Origin of the sequence: Klebsiella sp. JN_Kp122, from assembly GCF_040062085.1 — a bacterium.
In the GTDB taxonomy this organism is placed as follows: domain Bacteria; phylum Pseudomonadota; class Gammaproteobacteria; order Enterobacterales; family Enterobacteriaceae; genus Klebsiella; species Klebsiella aerogenes.
The window spans coordinates 1-15,425 of the sequence record NZ_JBEAHW010000026.1 but is presented as its reverse complement, the minus strand read 5'-3'; the positions used below and the strand labels follow the sequence as shown (position 1 = coordinate 15,425).

Genomic DNA, 15,425 nt, shown 5'->3' with positions numbered 1-15,425 from the left:
CTCCGCCCTGTCATCTCACCGGCATTAACTCTTCATCCTGCGGTCATCGTGACTTAACAGGAATGTAACAAAAACGCGTCAGTATCGGCCCACGCTCAACGGGGAACCCCAAGGTACTTAGTGAGGCTCGATAACCATGTACTTATCCAGACATCCGACCAGTTACCCCACCCGGTATCAGGAAATTGCCGCCAGGCTTGAACAGGAGCTGCGCCATCACTATCGCTGCGGCGACTATTTGCCTGCGGAACAACAGCTGGCGGCGCGCTTTGAAGTTAACCGCCACACCCTACGCCGCGCCATCGATCAGCTGGTGGAACGCGGATGGGTCCAGCGCCGCCAGGGCGTCGGCGTACTGGTATTGATGCGCCCCATCGACTACCCGCTCAACGCCCAGGCGCGTTTTAGCCAGAATCTGCTGGAACAAGGCAGCCACCCGACCAGCGAGAAACTGCTGTCGGTGCTGCGCCCGGCCAGCAGCCACGTTGCCGAAGCCTTTGGCATTGCCGAAGGCGAAACCGTCATTCATCTGCGCACCCTGCGCCGGGTTAACGGCGTGGCGCTGTGTTTGATTGACCACTACTTCGCCGATCTGCGCTTCTGGCCGGTGCTGCAAACCTTCACCCACGGTTCGCTACACGACCTGCTGCGCGACCAACTCGCCATCGAACTGACCCGCGTACGCACCAAAATCAGCGCCCGCCGCGCGCAGGCGAAAGAGAGCAAGCTGCTGGAAATCCCCAATATGGCGCCGCTGCTGTGCGTACGCACGCTCAATAGCCGCGAGGGCGAGACTGTCACGACGGAGTACTCCGTCAGCCTGACCCGCGCCGACATGATTGAATTCACCATGGAGCACTGAATGCACTTCGATACCGCCACCCGCCAGCGTTGGATGTCCGTGCTGGCCCACAGTGAACCGCAGGACCTTCTGGCGCGCATGCAATCGCTGCGGCTGGCGCCGGAGTATGAATTAATTCGCGCCCCGGAAACCGGGCTGGTACAGCTCCAGGCGCGTATGGGCGGCATCGGCGATCGTTTCTTTGCCGGTGACGCCACTCTGACCCGCGCCGCCGTACGCCTGGCCGATGGCACCCTCGGCTACAGCTGGATTCTGGGCCGCGACCGCCCCCACGCCGAACGCTGCGCGGCGATCGATGGCCTGCTGCAATCGCCTCACTATTTTCACACCTTAATGGAAACCCTCATTACCCCGCTGGAAGCACAACGCGGCGCGCGCCTCGACGCCCGCCGCGCCGAAGTCAACGCCAGCCGGGTCGACTTCTTTACTCTGGTTCGCGGAGATAACGCATGACATTACAAACCGCCTTTACCCTACCGGTGCAGGATGCCCAACACAGTTTCCGCCGCCTGCTGAAAGCAATGAGCGAGCCGGGAGTGATTGTCTCCCTGCAGCAGCTTCAGCACGGCTGGCAGCCATTGAATATCGCCTCCACCAGCTTGCTGCTGACCCTGGCCGATCACGACACCCCGGTGTGGATGGCCGCCGCGCTGCATAACGATCTGGTCAGCCAAAATCTGCGCTTTCATACCGGCGCGACGCTGGTGGAACAGCCGCAGCAGGCGGTATTTGCCGTCGCCTGCGACACCATCAGCGCCGAACAGCTTAATGTCCTTTCCGCTGGTACCGTGGCGGCGCCGGAAACCGGCGTCACGCTGATTGTTCAACTAGCCAGCCTGAGCGGCGGACGCATGCTGCGCCTGACCGGCGCGGGCATTGCCGAGGAGCGAATGATCGCCCCCCAGCTCCCGGACTGCATCATCGACGAATTAACCGAACGCCCGCACCCGTTCCCACTGGGCATTGACCTGATCCTGACCTGCGGCGAGCGCCTGCTGGCTATCCCGCGTACCACCCACGTGGAGGTGTGCTAAATGTATGTTGCCGTCAAAGGCGGCGAGAAGGCGATTAGCGCCGCTCACGCTTTGCAAGAGCAGAAACGACGGGGCGATGGACGGCTTCCCGAACTGAGCGTCGAGCAGATAAGCGAACAGCTCAGCCTGGCGGTGGACCGGGTGATGACCGAAGGCGGCATCGCCGACCGCGAACTGGCGGCGCTGGCGCTGAAGCAGGCCAGCGGCGATAACGTCGAAGCCATTTTCCTGCTGCGCGCCTACCGCACCACCCTGCCGCGGCTGGCGGTCAGCGAACCGGTTGATACCGCCGGGATGCGCCTCGAGCGCCGCATCTCCGCGGTCTACAAAGATATCCCCGGCGGCCAGCTGCTGGGCCCCACTTACGACTATACCCACCGCCTGCTCGATTTTGCCCTGCTGGCCAACGGCGAACCGCCGTCGGTGCAGAAAGCCGGTAGCGAAACGCAGCCGACGCCGCACGTCTTCAACCTGCTGACGCAGCAGGGGCTGGCCAAAGCTGAAGCGGACTGCGGCGCGCCGCCTGACGATATCACCCGCACCCCGCCGGTCTATCCCTGCTCGCGCTCCTCGCGGCTGCAGCAGCTGGTACGCGGCGATGAAGGCTATCTGCTGGCGCTGGCCTACTCAACCCAGCGCGGCTATGGCCGCAACCACCCGTTTGCCGGCGAGATCCGCAGCGGCTACGTGCAGGTGGAAATCGTGCCGGAAGAGCTGGGTTTTAGCGTCAATATTGGCGAGCTGCTGCTGACCGAATGCGAAATGGTCAACGGCTTTGTCGATCCAGAGGATGAGCCGCCGCACTTCACCCGCGGCTACGGCCTGACGTTTGGCATGAGCGAGCGTAAAGCGATGGCCATGGCGCTGGTCGACCGCGCCCTTCAGGCGCCGGAATACGGCGAAGAGATAAGCGGACCGGCCCAGGACGAAGAGTTCGTGCTGGCGCACGCCGATAACGTTGAAGCCGCCGGCTTCGTCTCGCATCTGAAACTGCCGCACTATGTCGATTTCCAGGCCGAACTGGCGCTGTTGAAACGCCTGCAACGGGAGAACGAACGTGGCTAACCCACTGACTGGCTATAACTTTGCTTATCTTGATGAGCAAACCAAGCGCATGATCCGCCGGGCGATACTGAAAGCGGTGGCCATTCCCGGCTATCAGGTGCCCTTCGGCGGCCGTGAAATGCCGATGCCCTACGGTTGGGGTACCGGCGGGATCCAACTGACCGCCAGCGTTATCGGCGAGAACGACGTACTGAAGGTCATCGATCAGGGCGCCGATGACACCACCAACGCGGTGTCGATCCGCCAGTTCTTTAAACGCGTAACCGGCGTCGCCACCACCGAACGCACCGAAGACGCCACCCTGATCCAGACCCGCCACCGGATCCCGGAAACGCCGCTAGTGGAAGATCAGATCCTGATCTATCAGGTGCCGATCCCGGAGCCGCTGCGCTTTATCGAACCGCGCGAAACCGAAACCCGCACCATGCACGCGCTGGAAGAGTACGGCGTAATCCAGGTGAAGCTGTATGAGGATATCGCCCGCTTCGGCCATATCGCCACCACCTACGCCTATCCGGTGAAGGTGAACGGCCGCTACGTGATGGACCCTTCGCCGATCCCGAAATTCGATAACCCCAAAATGCACATGATGCCGGCGCTGCAGCTGTTCGGCGCCGGGCGCGAAAAGCGTATCTACGCGGTGCCGCCCTATACCGCAGTCGAAAGCCTCGATTTCGACGATCACCCGTTTAGTGTGCAGGAGTGGGATGAACCCTGCGCCATTTGCGGTTCTCGCCACAGCTATCTTGACGAAGTGGTGCTGGATGACAGCGGCCAGCGGATGTTTGTCTGCTCCGATACCGACTATTGCCGCCAACAGAGCGAGGCGCAGAAAAAATGAGCCAGCCGTTACTTACAGTTAATCACCTGACCCATCTCTATGCGCCGGGCAAAGGTTTTAGCGATGTCTCTTTCGAGCTGTGGCCGGGCGAAGTGCTCGGCATCGTCGGCGAATCCGGCTCCGGTAAAACCACGCTGCTGAAAGCGATTTCCGCTCGTCTGGCGCCGCAACAGGGTGAAGTGCGGTATCAACAGCGCTCGCTGTATGCCATGAGCGAAGCCGAACGCCGCCGCCTGCTACGCACCGAATGGGGCGTTGTACATCAGCACCCGATGGACGGCCTGCGTCGCCAGGTCTCGGCGGGCGGCAACATCGGTGAACGGCTGATGGCGACCGGCGCTCGCCACTACGGCGACATTCGCGCCACCGCCGAACGCTGGCTGCAGGAGGTGGAGATCCCGCCTTCCCGCATCGACGACCTGCCGACCACCTTTTCCGGTGGCATGCAGCAGCGCTTGCAAATCGCTCGCAATCTCGTGACGCAGCCGAAACTGGTGTTTATGGATGAACCCACCGGCGGGCTGGACGTCTCGGTACAGGCGCGCCTGCTCGATCTCCTGCGCGGGCTGGTAGTGGAGTTAGGGCTGGCGGCGGTGATAGTCACCCACGATCTCGGCGTCGCCCGCCTGCTGGCGAACCGCCTGCTGGTGATGAAACAAGGACAGGTGGTGGAAAGTGGCTTAACCGACCGGGTGCTCGACGATCCGCATCATCCTTACACCCAGCTACTGGTGTCGTCGGTGTTGCAGAATTGATGCTGTTTTGCCGGATGGCGGCTGCGCCTTATCCGGCCTACAGGTGCGTTATTCGTAGGCCGGGTAAGCGAAGCGCCACCCGGCACTCCAACCCCGAGAGGGCTAAAATGATCCGCGTTGAAAACATCCATAAAACCTTTGTTCTGCACCAACAGCACGGCGTACGTCTGCCGGTGCTCGCCGACGCTTCGCTTTCCGTTAACGCCGGGGAGTGCGTGGTGCTGCACGGCCATTCCGGCAGCGGCAAATCGACGCTGCTGCGCTCGCTGTACGCTAACTATCTGCCGGACAGCGGTCATATTCATATCCGCCACGGCGACGAATGGGTAGATCTGGTGACCGCCACGCCGCGCAAGGTGCTGGAAGTGCGTAAAACCACTATCGGTTGGGTTAGCCAGTTTCTGCGGGTGATCCCGCGGATATCCGCACTGGAAGTCGTCATGCAGCCACTGCTCGACCTCGGTACGCCGCGCGAAGAGAGCGCCGCTAAAGCCGCCCGCCTGCTGACCCAGCTCAACGTGCCGGAGCGTCTGTGGCATCTGGCGCCGTCCACCTTTTCCGGCGGCGAACAGCAGCGGGTCAACATCGCCCGCGGTTTTGCGGTCGACTATCCGATTTTACTCCTCGATGAACCCACCGCCTCGCTGGATGCCAACAACAGCGCTGCGGTGGTGGCGCTGATCCAGCAGGCTAAAGCGCGCGGCGCAGCTATCGTCGGTATTTTCCATGATGAAACGGTACGCGGCCAGGTCGCCGACCGCCTGCACCCAATGGGTATCACAGTATGATAATCAATAACGTAAAGCTGGTACTGGAAGACGAAACCATCGACGGTTCGCTGGAAGTGCAGGAGGGACGAATTTACGCCTTTGCCGAAAGCCAGAGCCGGCTGCCCGGTGCCCTCGATGGCGAAGGCGGCTGGCTGCTGCCGGGGCTTATCGAACTCCATACCGATAACCTGGATAAATTCTTCACCCCGCGGCCAAAGGTTGACTGGCCCGCACACTCGGCGATGAGCAGCCACGATGCTTTAATGGTCGCCAGCGGCATCACCACCGTACTCGACGCCGTGGCGATTGGCGACGTGCGCGACGGCGGCGACCGCCTTGAGAATCTGGAAAAGATGATCAACGCGGTGGAAGAGACGCAAAAGCGCGGGCTTAACCGCGCCGAGCATCGCCTGCATCTGCGCTGTGAACTGCCGCACCACACCACCTTGCCGCTGTTTGAAAAGCTGGTCGACCGCGAGCCGGTCACCCTGGTGTCGCTGATGGACCACTCGCCGGGTCAACGCCAGTTCGCCAACCGCGAAAAATATCGCGAATATTATCAGGGCAAATATCAGCTCAGCAGCGAGCAGATGCAACGCTTCGAAGAAGAGCAAATGGCGCTGGCGGCGGCCTGGTCGCAGCCTAATCGCCAGGCTATCGCCGCAATGTGTCGGGAGCGCCAAATCGCTCTCGCCAGCCACGACGACGCCACTCATGAACATGTCGCCGAATCCCACCAGCTTGGCAGCGTGATTGCCGAATTTCCCACCACGTTGGCCGCCGCGCAGGCTTCGCGCCAGCACGGAATGAATGTGTTGATGGGGGCGCCGAATATCGTGCGCGGCGGCTCGCATTCCGGCAATGTCGCCGCGCATCAACTGGCCGCCAGCGGCCTGTTGGATATTCTCTCTTCCGACTACTACCCCGCCAGCCTGCTTGATGCCGCTTTCCGCATCGCCGATAGCGACGACAACGCTTTCACGCTGGCGCAGGCTGTCCGTCTGGTCAGCAAACATCCTGCGCAGGCGCTGGGCCTGCATGACCGCGGCGTCATCGCCGAAGGCAAACGCGCCGATCTGGTGCTCGCGCACCGCCGCGGCCAGCACGTCCATATCGATCACGTCTGGCGTCAGGGAAAGAGGGTCTTTTAATGCCTGGAAAACTGATTTGGCTGGTCGGCCCCTCGGGGTCGGGAAAGGATAGTCTGCTGGCCGCGCTGCGCCAGCGTGAGCATCCGCAACTGCTGGTCGCGCATCGCTACATCACCCGCCCGCACCTGGTGGGCTGCGAGAACCATATTGCGCTCAGCGAGCATGAGTTTTTCACCCGCGCCGAGCGTAATCTTTTCGCGCTAAGCTGGCATGCCAACAATAATTACTATGGCGTCGGCATAGAGATCGACCTCTGGCTGCATGCCGGTTTTGATGTGGTCGCCAACGGCTCGCGCGCGCATCTGGCGCAGGCGCGGGAACGTTACGATGACGTACTGGTACCGATTTGTCTCGAAGTTTCGCCAACGGTGTTGCGCCAGCGGCTTGAACAGCGCGGTCGGGAAAATGCCGTGGAAATCGCCCAACGCCTGCAACGCGCCGCGCGCTATAAACCGGCCGATTGCCTGACGTTGAATAACGACGGCAGCCTCGGGCAATCGGTAGAGCGTTTCTTCCATCTGTTGCGCCAGCACGCCGGACGTGAAGAGAATCAGCATGCCTGAAGGTAAGGTAATACGATGAGCCTGACGATCCGCCTGACCGGCACCGGCGGCGCCCAGCAGGTGCCGGTCTTCGGCTGCGACTGCGCCGCCTGCCAGCGCGCCCGCGTCGATGCACGCTATCGCCGCCGCCCCTGCAGCGCGGTGGTGCGCTTTAACCATGCGGTCACGCTGCTCGACGCCGGGCTGGCGGATCTGGCGGAACGCCAGCCCGCTGGCAGCTTCCAGCAGATTTTATTGACGCATTACCATATGGATCACGTGCAGGGGCTGTTCCCGCTGCGCTGGGGGGTGGGCGATCCGATTGCGGTGTACGGCCCGCCGGATGACATCGGCTGCGACGATCTGTTTAAACATCCCGGCATCCTCGATTTTAGCCACACCGTTATCCCCTTCACGGTATTTGAATTACAGGGGCTACAGGTCACGCCGCTGCCGTTAATCCACTCGAAGCTGACCTACGGCTATCTGCTGGAGTCGGCGCACAGCCGGGTGGCATGGCTTGCGGATACCGCCGGGCTGCCGGAGAAGACGCTGAAGTTTTTACTTAATAATCAGCCGCAGGTGATTGTCATCGATTGCAGCCACGAGCCCAGAACAGAGACACCGCGCAACCACAGCGACTTGAATACCGTGCGCGCGCTGAACCAGGTACTTGGCTGCCCGCGGGTGATCCTCACCCATATCAGCCATCAGTTCGACCGCTGGATGATGGATAACCCGCTGCCAAAAGGTTTCGAGGCGGGATACGACGGCATGGAGATCGTGCTGGAGTAACCGGCGTCATGGCAATGGAAAATCAGTAATCGTCGTCGAGACGGCGCTGGTCGCTCTCCAGCTGGCGACGATCGCTATCAAGCTGGCGCTGGCGTTCATCCAGCTGGCGACGGCGGTCGTCAAGCTGGCGCTGGCGATCGTTATATTGCTGCTGGTTATCCCTACGCTGCTGGCGGCTGCCCTGATAGCTGCCGTCATCGTAGCGTCCGTCGTCATAGCGCCCGTCGTCGTCGTCGGAACGGCTGCTGCCCGGATTGTAGGCATCGTTGATGGCTTGCTGAATATTGCCAATAGCGTCGTCAATAATATCGGCATGGGCCAGTTGGCTGCTCAGCGCCAGCGTGCAAAAAAACAGAGCGGTTGCGTAACGTTTCATCGTGGCCAGTCTCATCAGGGTACTGGTGGTACCTTAATCAACCCTATTTGCCGCGTGTAGCGGAGGAATCTCAAATCCGCGCCATCGCCGCACGCAACGCCTGCGCCAACTGCGTGCGGGTGAAAGGCTTGCGCAGTCGTTCAACCTCAGGCAACGCCGGATTATGCGCCGGGCGCAAATCCTGGCCGCTAATCAATAGCAGCGCCACCGCCGGGAAGCGGCGTTGCGCTTCGTGAATGACCTCGGCGCCGCTCAGCCCCCCAGGGAGCATTAAATCGCTAATCAACAACGCGATATCCCCGGAGGCCGCCAGCATCTGCAGCGCCTGCTCGCCGCTTTGCGCCTCCAGCGTCAGCCAACCCAGCTGATGCAACTGCTCGCATAGCGTCTGGCGCACATCGGCTTCATCCTCAAGCACCAGCGCCAGCTGCTCGCCGCTCACCATCGGTTCGCTATCCAACGGCGTTAGTTCATCCTCCACCGCTGCCGTGGCTCGCGGTAGCTGCAAACGTACGGTGGTGCCCTGCCCCGGCGCGCTTTCAATCGCCACGCGCCCGCCCGACTGGCGCACAAAACCGTACACCATCGACAGCCCAAGACCGCTGCCGCTACCGGTCTGTTTGGTGGTAAAGAAGGGCTCGAAAACCTGCGCTTTTATCTCCTGCGACATGCCGCAGCCGTGGTCAATCACCTCCAGCGCCACCATATCCTGACGCCGTCCATCGCTACGGGTGACCCGCTGGTTCCAGGTACGTAGCGCGATAACGCCTGACCTCCCCTCCATGGCGTCGCGGGCGTTCATCACCAGGTTGATAATCGCGTTTTCCAGTTGTCCGACATCGATCCACGCCGGCCAGGCAGGCGACTGCGCTTCTATTTCGAGACGCAACGATGCGGGGAGCGAATGACGCATCAGTTCGCAGACATTCTCCAGCAACGGCTGCAGCGCCACCGCCTGCGGGTTCAGCGCCTGTTTACGCGAAAAGGCCAGCAACCGCTGAGTAAGTAAGGCGCCGCGTTCGGCAGCCTTCAGCGCCCGCGATATCCGCGGCGCATCGCGCTCATCCGGCTGTACCAGTTCGAGGCTGCCGATAATCACCGCCAGCAGGTTGTTAAAATCGTGGGCCAGGCCGCCGGTAAGCTGGCCGACGGCTTTCATTTTTTGGCTATGCAGCAGCGCCTCCTCCAGCCCCTGTCGCTCAAGGCGGTCAATCTCCATCTGGGTGGTTTTCTCCCGCAGCAGGCGGGTGGTGTGTTCAAGGGAAGCGGTATTACGGGCGAAAACGTTAAAGGCGCGCGCCAGTTCGCCAAGCTCATCACGCCGTTGCAGGGCCGGCACCGTCACGTTCTGCTCGCCGTGCGCCAGCCGCGACATCGCGCTGGATATCGCATTCAGATTGAGGCCAAGATTACGATAGATATACCAGCCAGCGCACCCGGTGATCGCCAGCGCCAGCAGCGCGGCCAGCAGGATAAACGTGCTGATGGAGCGCAACTGCTGGTGGCTTTGCGCCGCTCGCGCCTCCGAAGCTTGAGCGACTCTGGCAACATATTGATTAATATCACCATTAAGCAGCGCAACCAGCGCTTTGATATGAAACATATACCAACCGATCGCCAGATCGCTCTCTTCAAGCTGCGCCGATAGCGGCGCCAGCCGCGCCAGTTCGGCGTTGAAATCCGGCAGGATAAACGCCAGCGCAGAATCGCTATCGTTGCGCGGTAAAAAGCGTCTGATGTCATCGAGCTGCAGGACGATCGAGCGCGGCGTCGCAGTGTGTATCGCGGCGACGATCAACCGGTCCATCTCGTTTAAACGCTGAGGATCGATCGCCGGTTTACCCTCGCGATCGTTAAGATCCTGCAAATGGCGCAAATAGCTCTGGTTTTGATACAGCGCGCTCAGCAGTTCATTGCGCTGCAGATGGCGGCGTTGCCCGCGTTCCAGCATGCCGGCGACGCTCTGCTGCAGCTCGTTGCTACGGCGAATAATGCTCGCTACCAGCGCCAGTTCCTGCCGGGCCAACGGCGCCGAGGCCAACTGGCCCAACGAATGCTTCAGCGCCTGTTGGGTTTCCAGCAGCCGTTGCGCTTCGCTTTTATACTCCAGCGCGCCAACCACCTGCGACAGCCGCACCGCCGCGGTGGCGACGTTCGCGGTATCACGCGCCAGATTCATACTGCCGCTCATGTCGCTAAGCGTTTGCAGCTGCACCTGCTCCTGCAACTGACTGGCATGGCGAAAACCGAAAATCGCCACCCCGGCGACCATTAACGTCACCGCCACCATCAACAAGTTAAATGACAGCAGGCGACCGCGGGCGCTAACGAAAAAGTACGGATGGCGAGAAGGCATGGCGACTCCGGTCAGGCGTTTTCTCCCATCATTCCCGTACTGTCGCCGAAGGTGAAGAAAATTTCTCGGCGTAATTGTGATCTGCATTAACTATTCAAAAATATGACAATTATGAATGGCCGATGACATCACTCATTTACGTTGCGGTGATGAAGTGCCGACATCGACAACGCAGCCAGGAGAGCAGGCATGCAGGGAACACCGGTGCTATCCATGCGCAACATCGCCAAAGTTTTCGGCAAATTTTATGCGCTGAAAGGGGTGGATCTGACGGTCTGGCCCGGCGAGATCCACGCGCTGATGGGCGAAAACGGCGCGGGAAAAAGCACGTTGATGAAGATCCTCGCCGGCGCCTATACCGCCTCCAGCGGCGAGATCCTGATCGACGGACAACCGCAGACGATCAGAGGCCCGAAAGATGCGCTGGCGGCAGGGATCACGCTTATCTATCAGGAGATGCAGCTGGCGCCGAATCTCACCGTCGCGGAAAACATTTTCCTCGGCAGCGAGCTTTCCCGCGGCGGTCTGGTACAGCGCAAAGAGATGGAGTCCCAGGCGCAGGCGGTTATCGACCGGCTCGGCGCGCAGTTCAAAGCCAGCGACCGGGTGATGAAGCTGACTATCGCCGAACAGCAGCAGGTGGAAATCGCCCGCGCGCTGCATCGCAACAGCCGCATTCTGGTGATGGATGAACCTACCGCCGCCCTCTCCTCGCGAGAAACGCAGCGCCTGTTTGAGCTAATTTTGCGACTGCGCGATGAAGGGATGGCAATCATCTATATCAGCCACCGCATGGCCGAAGTGTATGAACTCTCCGACCGGGTCAGCGTGCTGCGCGATGGCCAGTATGTCGGCAGCCTCACCCGCGACCACCTTAGCGCCCCCGAATTAGTGCGCATGATGGTTGGCCGTCCGCTCAGCGATCTGTTCAATAAAGAGCGCGATATTCCGCGCGGCCAGCCGCGCCTGCGGGTGCAGGATCTTAGCGACGGCGGCAAAGTGCATCCCAGCAGCCTGGTGGTGCACGCCGGGGAAATCGTTGGCCTGGCCGGACTGGTCGGCGCCGGGCGTTCCGAACTGGCGCAGCTGATTTTCGGCGTCCGCAAAGCGACGGGCGGGGTGATTGAAATCGACGGCGAACCGGTGGTTATTCACTCGCCGCGCGAAGCTATCGACCTCGGGATCGGCTTTCTGACCGAAAACCGTAAAGAACAGGGGCTGTTTCTCGAACTGGCGGCGCAGGAGAACATCACCATGGCGACGCTTGAGCGCGACGCCAACTGGGGAATGCTCGACCGTAAGAAGGCGCAAACCATCTCCGATGACGCCATCCAGCTGCTGAACATCCGCGTCCCGCATGCTCAGGTGCGCGCCGGCGGGCTTTCCGGCGGCAATCAGCAAAAGCTGCTGATTTCACGCTGGGTGGCGATCGGCCCGCGCATTCTTATCCTGGATGAACCGACCCGCGGCGTTGACGTCGGCGCCAAAAGCGAGATTTACCGCATCATGAATCAGATGGCCCGCCAGGGCGTCGCCATTTTAATGATCTCCAGCGAATTGCCGGAAATCGTAGGCATGAGCGACCGGGTATACGTGATGCGCGAAGGCGCTATCGCCGGCGAGTTGCAGGTTGGCGAGATCAGTCAGGAAAGTATTATGACGCTGGCGACCGGCGTGAACGATTCTCACCTAAAGGCAGGACAAGCATGAGCATACCGAAAGAGACCTCCGCGCCGGCGGCGAAATCCGCCTCGGCAAAAAAAATGCTGATGGGCGACCTGATGCAAACCGTCGGCATCCTGCCGATTTTAATCCTGATCATCGCGGTGTTCGGCTTCGTCGCGCCGAACTTCTTTACCGAAAGCAACCTGCTGAATATTACCCGCCAGTCCTCCATCAACATCGTGCTGGCGGCGGGGATGACCTTTATTATTCTTACCGGCGGTATCGATCTGTCGGTGGGGTCAATTCTCGGCACCACCGCGGTTGCGGCGATGGTGGTATCGCTCATCCCGCCATTCGCGATGCTGTCGATTCCGGCGGCGCTGATGCTCGGCCTGCTGCTCGGGCTGTTCAACGGCGCGCTGGTGGCCTTCGCCGGACTACCGCCGTTTATTGTCACCCTTGGCACCTACACCGCGCTGCGCGGCGCCGCCTATCTGCTGGCCGACGGCACCACGGTGATTAACTCCGATATTAGTTTTGAATGGATCGGCAATAACTATCTCGGCCCGGTGCCGTGGCTGGTGGTGATAGCGCTGGCGGTCGTGGCGGTGTGCTGGTTTATCCTGCGCCGCACCACCCTCGGTATTCATATCTACGCCGTTGGCGGCAACATGCAGGCGGCGCGGCTGACGGGGATTAAAGTCTGGCTGGTGCTGCTGTTCGTCTACGGCATGAGCGGGCTGCTTTCCGGGCTCGGCGGGGTGATGAGCGCCTCGCGGCTGTACAGCGCCAACGGCAACCTCGGCGTCGGTTATGAGCTGGACGCCATTGCCGCGGTGATCCTCGGCGGCACCAGTTTCGTCGGCGGTATAGGCACCATCACCGGTACGCTGGTGGGGGCGCTGATTATCGCCACCCTCAACAACGGCATGACGCTAATGGGCGTCTCCTACTTCTGGCAATTGGTGATCAAAGGGGCGGTGATCATCATAGCGGTGCTGATCGACAAATACCGTACCCGACACCATCAAAGTGCATAACAACAACATCTTATCTGCGAGGAAAAGCGAATGCGTTTAAAACCGATAGTGACCGCGCTGTGTGCCGGCGCGCTGCTGGCCGCCTCCCCTTTTGCGTCGGCCAAAGATCTACAAGCGATAGGCGTGACGGTGGGCGACCTCGCCAACCCGTTCTTCGTGCAAATCACCAAGGGGGCCGAGCTGGAAGCGCGCAAGCTGGCGGGGGATAAAGTGAAGGTCACGCTGGTGTCGAGCGGCTACGACCTGGGGCAGCAGGTGGCGCAGATCGATAACTTTATCGCCGCCAAAGTCGATATGATCATCCTCAACGCCGCTGATTCAAAAGGTATCGGCCCGGCGGTGAAGCGGGCGAAAGAGGCCGGGATCGTGGTGGTGGCGGTTGACGTCGCCGCCGAAGGCGCCGATGCCACCATCACCTCCGATAATACCCAGGCCGGCGCGATGGCCTGTAAATACATTAGCGATCGCCTGAACAACAAAGGCAACGTGGTGATTATCAACGGGCCGCCGGTTTCCGCGGTGCAGAACCGCGTTGAAGGCTGCGAAACCGAATTCAAAAAACATCCGGATATCAAAATCCTCTCTGCCAACCAGAACGCGAAAGGCAGCCGCGAAGGCGGACTGGAGGTGATGACGTCGCTGCTGGCGGCAAATCCGAAGATTGACGGCGTGTTCGCGATTAACGATCCGACGGCGATTGGCGCCGATCTGGCGGCGAAACAGGCGCAACGTAATGAGTTCTTTATCGTGGGCGTCGACGGCAGCCCGGACGGCGAAGAGGCGCTGAAGCGTAAGAATTCCCTGTTCGTCGCCACGCCAGCGCAGGACCCGCAGGTCATGGCGGCGAAGGCGGTAGAAATTGGTTATGACATTCTGCAGGGCAAGCCCGCGCCAGCCGCGCCGGTGCTGATCCCGGTGAAAATGATCGATAAAAATAACGTCAGCAGCTACAAGGGCTGGACGGTGAAATAACGCGGCAAAGCGGCGCCGGGTCTCTTTTCGCCCTACGCCGCTTTGTCGTTATGGATAACGTCAGCGGCGAAGACGTAGCCCAACCCGCGCAGGGTTTTAATCAAAGTGGGCTGATGCGGATTGACCTCAACTTTACGCCGCAGGCGCATGATCAGCACATCGATCGTGCGGTCGAATACATCCATGCTCTCATTATGGGTCAGCGCCAGCAGCTGTTCGCGGTTCAGAACCCGGCGGGCGTTTTGCGCCAGCGCCAGCAACAATCCATACTCCCCCTGGGTTAACGCCACGCTCTGCTGTTGGGGATTAAACAGCTCACAGCGGCGGGTATCCAGCCGCCAGCCGTTAAACAACAGCCCATGCTCCCCGCCCGGCACGAGGCTTTCCGCGCCGATCGCCCCGCTGCGCCGCAGCACCGCCTTTACGCGCGCCACCACTACACGGGCATTAAACGGTTTGGCGATGTAATCGTCGGCGCCCATTTCCAGCCCGACCACCACATCCGATTCGCTTCCCAGCCCGGAAAGCATTATCACCGGTAGCTCAGGCCGCGTGCGCTGCAGCTGTTGTAACACCAGCAATCCATTGGTATCCGGCAAGATCATATCCAGCAGCACCAGCGCGATATCTGCGCACCGGGCGACCGTCGCCAGCGCTTCGCCGCCGTTCTGGCAGGCCACCACCTCGAACGCGTGGGCGCCGAGCACGTCGCTCAGCAGCTCGCAGATCGCGACGTCATCATCAATCACTAAAATGACCGGTTTCATGGTTTACCTCTGCCTGGCGGGAATAGTGTCAGTCTGGTCGATTGTGCAAGCGGGCGACGACAAATCCATTTTTCGCTGCCGTTTTTATAATCGGCGTCACATCTCCTGGCTTTTCGTCACGTCAAAACTGACGATGACCTGTTTTTCGTCAGCATTTCGCCCAAAAAAGCCGCGTACTATCCGTCAATACCCACAATGAAAACATGGCATAGAAGATGCATAGTGACGGTCGATTGCGCGTCAGCGCTAATTGATTAACTGGAGCAAAACCGATGAAAAAAGTCGTCACGGTTTGCCCGTATTGCGCATCAGGTTGCAAAATCAACCTGGTGGTCGATAACGGCAAAATCGTCCGGGCTGAGGCGGCGCAGGGGAAAACCAATCAGGGAACCCTGTGTCTGAAAGGCTATTATGGCTGGGACTTCATTAACGAT

General features: G+C 60.5%; 17 protein-coding genes. 14 read left to right on the top strand and 3 right to left on the bottom strand.

The genetic code is table 11. The features are described from left to right. Nucleotides 1–136: 136 nt before the first annotated feature. The 10 genes from phnF to phnP all read left to right on the top strand — a co-directional run bounded on the left by phnF (nt 137) and on the right by phnP (nt 7,815). Nucleotides 137–862, top strand: a complete 726-nt coding sequence (phnF, locus tag ABLU78_RS12080; protein ID WP_015368695.1) for a phosphonate metabolism transcriptional regulator PhnF — start codon at nt 137–139, stop codon at nt 860–862. Beyond that, complete coding sequence (gene phnG / locus ABLU78_RS12075; protein ID WP_048229764.1) at nt 863–1,315, top strand: phosphonate C-P lyase system protein PhnG; 453 nt, start codon at nt 863–865, stop codon at nt 1,313–1,315. Next, nucleotides 1,312–1,896 carry a phosphonate C-P lyase system protein PhnH gene (gene phnH, locus ABLU78_RS12070; RefSeq protein ID WP_015368697.1) on the top strand — a complete coding sequence of 195 codons (585 nt, stop codon included), beginning with the start codon at nt 1,312–1,314 and terminating at the stop codon, nt 1,894–1,896. Before phnG ends, phnH begins: the two co-directional genes overlap by 4 nt. Next, complete coding sequence (locus tag ABLU78_RS12065; protein ID WP_015704079.1) at nt 1,897–2,961, top strand: carbon-phosphorus lyase complex subunit PhnI; 1,065 nt, start codon at nt 1,897–1,899, stop codon at nt 2,959–2,961. It abuts the gene before it with no gap. After that, nucleotides 2,954–3,802, top strand: a complete 849-nt coding sequence (locus tag ABLU78_RS12060; protein ID WP_047054351.1) for an alpha-D-ribose 1-methylphosphonate 5-phosphate C-P-lyase PhnJ — start codon at nt 2,954–2,956, stop codon at nt 3,800–3,802. The genes ABLU78_RS12065 and ABLU78_RS12060 overlap by 8 nt, the downstream gene beginning before the upstream one ends. Further along, complete coding sequence (gene phnK / locus ABLU78_RS12055; protein WP_015368700.1) at nt 3,799–4,557, top strand: phosphonate C-P lyase system protein PhnK; 759 nt, start codon at nt 3,799–3,801, stop codon at nt 4,555–4,557. The genes ABLU78_RS12060 and phnK overlap by 4 nt, the downstream gene beginning before the upstream one ends. Nucleotides 4,558–4,664: 107 nt before the next feature. Further along, a complete protein-coding gene (phnL, locus tag ABLU78_RS12050) occupies nt 4,665–5,345 on the top strand; it encodes a phosphonate C-P lyase system protein PhnL (RefSeq protein WP_047054354.1) in 681 nt (226 codons plus the stop codon). After that, entirely contained in the window at nt 5,342–6,478 is a 1,137-nt protein-coding gene (gene phnM, locus ABLU78_RS12045) for an alpha-D-ribose 1-methylphosphonate 5-triphosphate diphosphatase (RefSeq protein ID WP_045362689.1), read from the top strand. Before phnL ends, phnM begins: the two co-directional genes overlap by 4 nt. Then, nucleotides 6,478–7,041 carry a ribose 1,5-bisphosphokinase gene (phnN, locus tag ABLU78_RS12040; RefSeq protein ID WP_048229767.1) on the top strand — a complete coding sequence of 188 codons (564 nt, stop codon included), beginning with the start codon at nt 6,478–6,480 and terminating at the stop codon, nt 7,039–7,041. The genes phnM and phnN overlap by 1 nt, the downstream gene beginning before the upstream one ends. A 15-nt stretch (nt 7,042–7,056) precedes the next feature. Continuing rightward, on the top strand, nt 7,057–7,815 hold the full coding sequence (phnP, locus tag ABLU78_RS12035; RefSeq protein WP_015368704.1) for a phosphonate metabolism protein PhnP: 759 nt from the start codon (nt 7,057–7,059) through the stop codon (nt 7,813–7,815). A gap of 22 nt (nt 7,816–7,837) precedes the next feature. Here phnP and yjdP read toward each other — a convergent pair whose 3' ends face one another. Both yjdP and ABLU78_RS12025 read right to left on the bottom strand, forming a co-directional pair. Further along, nucleotides 7,838–8,191, bottom strand: coding sequence for a DDRRRQL repeat protein YjdP (gene yjdP / locus ABLU78_RS12030; RefSeq protein ID WP_015368705.1), 354 nt, complete (start codon nt 8,189–8,191; stop codon nt 7,838–7,840). Between the two features lie 70 nt (nt 8,192–8,261). Further along, nucleotides 8,262–10,547 carry a hybrid sensor histidine kinase/response regulator gene (locus tag ABLU78_RS12025; protein WP_048229769.1) on the bottom strand — a complete coding sequence of 762 codons (2,286 nt, stop codon included), beginning with the start codon at nt 10,545–10,547 and terminating at the stop codon, nt 8,262–8,264. 189 nt (nt 10,548–10,736) lie between these two features. Between ABLU78_RS12025 and ABLU78_RS12020 the strand changes: the two genes are divergently transcribed. Genes ABLU78_RS12020 through ABLU78_RS12010 form a run of 3 tightly spaced genes read left to right on the top strand, consistent with a single transcriptional unit; the run spans nt 10,737 to nt 14,224 of the window. After that, nucleotides 10,737–12,257, top strand: coding sequence for a sugar ABC transporter ATP-binding protein (locus ABLU78_RS12020; protein ID WP_032713455.1), 1,521 nt, complete (start codon nt 10,737–10,739; stop codon nt 12,255–12,257). Continuing rightward, nucleotides 12,254–13,252, top strand: a complete 999-nt coding sequence (locus tag ABLU78_RS12015; protein ID WP_348820598.1) for a ribose ABC transporter permease — start codon at nt 12,254–12,256, stop codon at nt 13,250–13,252. Before ABLU78_RS12020 ends, ABLU78_RS12015 begins: the two co-directional genes overlap by 4 nt. A 30-nt stretch (nt 13,253–13,282) precedes the next feature. Beyond that, nucleotides 13,283–14,224 carry an ABC transporter substrate-binding protein gene (locus tag ABLU78_RS12010; protein ID WP_015368709.1) on the top strand — a complete coding sequence of 314 codons (942 nt, stop codon included), beginning with the start codon at nt 13,283–13,285 and terminating at the stop codon, nt 14,222–14,224. A gap of 32 nt (nt 14,225–14,256) precedes the next feature. Here the strand turns inward: ABLU78_RS12010 and ABLU78_RS12005 are convergent, their stop codons facing one another. After that, nucleotides 14,257–14,991 carry a response regulator transcription factor gene (locus tag ABLU78_RS12005; RefSeq protein ID WP_048229770.1) on the bottom strand — a complete coding sequence of 245 codons (735 nt, stop codon included), beginning with the start codon at nt 14,989–14,991 and terminating at the stop codon, nt 14,257–14,259. A 272-nt stretch (nt 14,992–15,263) separates the two neighbouring features. Here ABLU78_RS12005 and ABLU78_RS12000 point away from each other — a divergent pair. Further along, a partial coding sequence (locus ABLU78_RS12000; protein WP_045362671.1) for a spermidine/putrescine ABC transporter substrate-binding protein occupies nt 15,264–15,425 on the top strand: 162 nt, incomplete at its 3' end.

Coding starts and splice junctions, on each gene's coding strand:
- phnH (WP_015368697.1), top strand. CDS start 1,312: ATGACATTACAAACCGCCTTTACCCTACCGGTGCAGGATGCCCAACAC.
- ABLU78_RS12020 (WP_032713455.1), top strand. CDS start 10,737: ATGCAGGGAACACCGGTGCTATCCATGCGCAACATCGCCAAAGTTTTC.
- ABLU78_RS12010 (WP_015368709.1), top strand. CDS start 13,283: ATGCGTTTAAAACCGATAGTGACCGCGCTGTGTGCCGGCGCGCTGCTG.
- phnP (WP_015368704.1), top strand. CDS start 7,057: ATGAGCCTGACGATCCGCCTGACCGGCACCGGCGGCGCCCAGCAGGTG.
- ABLU78_RS12005 (WP_048229770.1), bottom strand. CDS start 14,991: ATGAAACCGGTCATTTTAGTGATTGATGATGACGTCGCGATCTGCGAG.
- ABLU78_RS12065 (WP_015704079.1), top strand. CDS start 1,897: ATGTATGTTGCCGTCAAAGGCGGCGAGAAGGCGATTAGCGCCGCTCAC.
- phnM (WP_045362689.1), top strand. CDS start 5,342: ATGATAATCAATAACGTAAAGCTGGTACTGGAAGACGAAACCATCGAC.
- phnF (WP_015368695.1), top strand. CDS start 137: ATGTACTTATCCAGACATCCGACCAGTTACCCCACCCGGTATCAGGAA.
- ABLU78_RS12015 (WP_348820598.1), top strand. CDS start 12,254: ATGAGCATACCGAAAGAGACCTCCGCGCCGGCGGCGAAATCCGCCTCG.
- phnG (WP_048229764.1), top strand. CDS start 863: ATGCACTTCGATACCGCCACCCGCCAGCGTTGGATGTCCGTGCTGGCC.
- ABLU78_RS12025 (WP_048229769.1), bottom strand. CDS start 10,547: ATGCCTTCTCGCCATCCGTACTTTTTCGTTAGCGCCCGCGGTCGCCTG.
- phnL (WP_047054354.1), top strand. CDS start 4,665: ATGATCCGCGTTGAAAACATCCATAAAACCTTTGTTCTGCACCAACAG.
- phnK (WP_015368700.1), top strand. CDS start 3,799: ATGAGCCAGCCGTTACTTACAGTTAATCACCTGACCCATCTCTATGCG.
- yjdP (WP_015368705.1), bottom strand. CDS start 8,191: ATGAAACGTTACGCAACCGCTCTGTTTTTTTGCACGCTGGCGCTGAGC.
- phnN (WP_048229767.1), top strand. CDS start 6,478: ATGCCTGGAAAACTGATTTGGCTGGTCGGCCCCTCGGGGTCGGGAAAG.